The 241-nt window shown below is 68.5% G+C and carries 1 pseudogene; it reads right to left on the reverse strand.

What is annotated here, in order from left to right:
• A pseudogene (locus tag ACZ6JE_RS15500) lies at positions 1-241 on the reverse strand (M20/M25/M40 family metallo-hydrolase); the annotation flags it as partial.

Raw genomic sequence — 241 nt, forward strand, 5'->3', positions numbered from 1 at the left:
GCGTTCGCCTCGATCATCTGGGATCCGTGGCCGGCAGTTCCGCGGGCGATCAGCTTGACCCAGATGAGGGCCTTCTCGCCCGTCTGCAGCAGATACGCCCGTCGGCCGTCGATGAACGTCGAGTAGCCGCCCACCTCGCTGATGGCCTCGGTGGCCCCGTCGAAGAGCGCGGGGTGCTCCTTCACGAGGACGTGCGACCCGAGTACTCCCCCGGCCTCCTCGTCGGCGAGGAACCCGACGA

The organism is Frigoribacterium sp. AC759, from assembly GCF_979256015.1.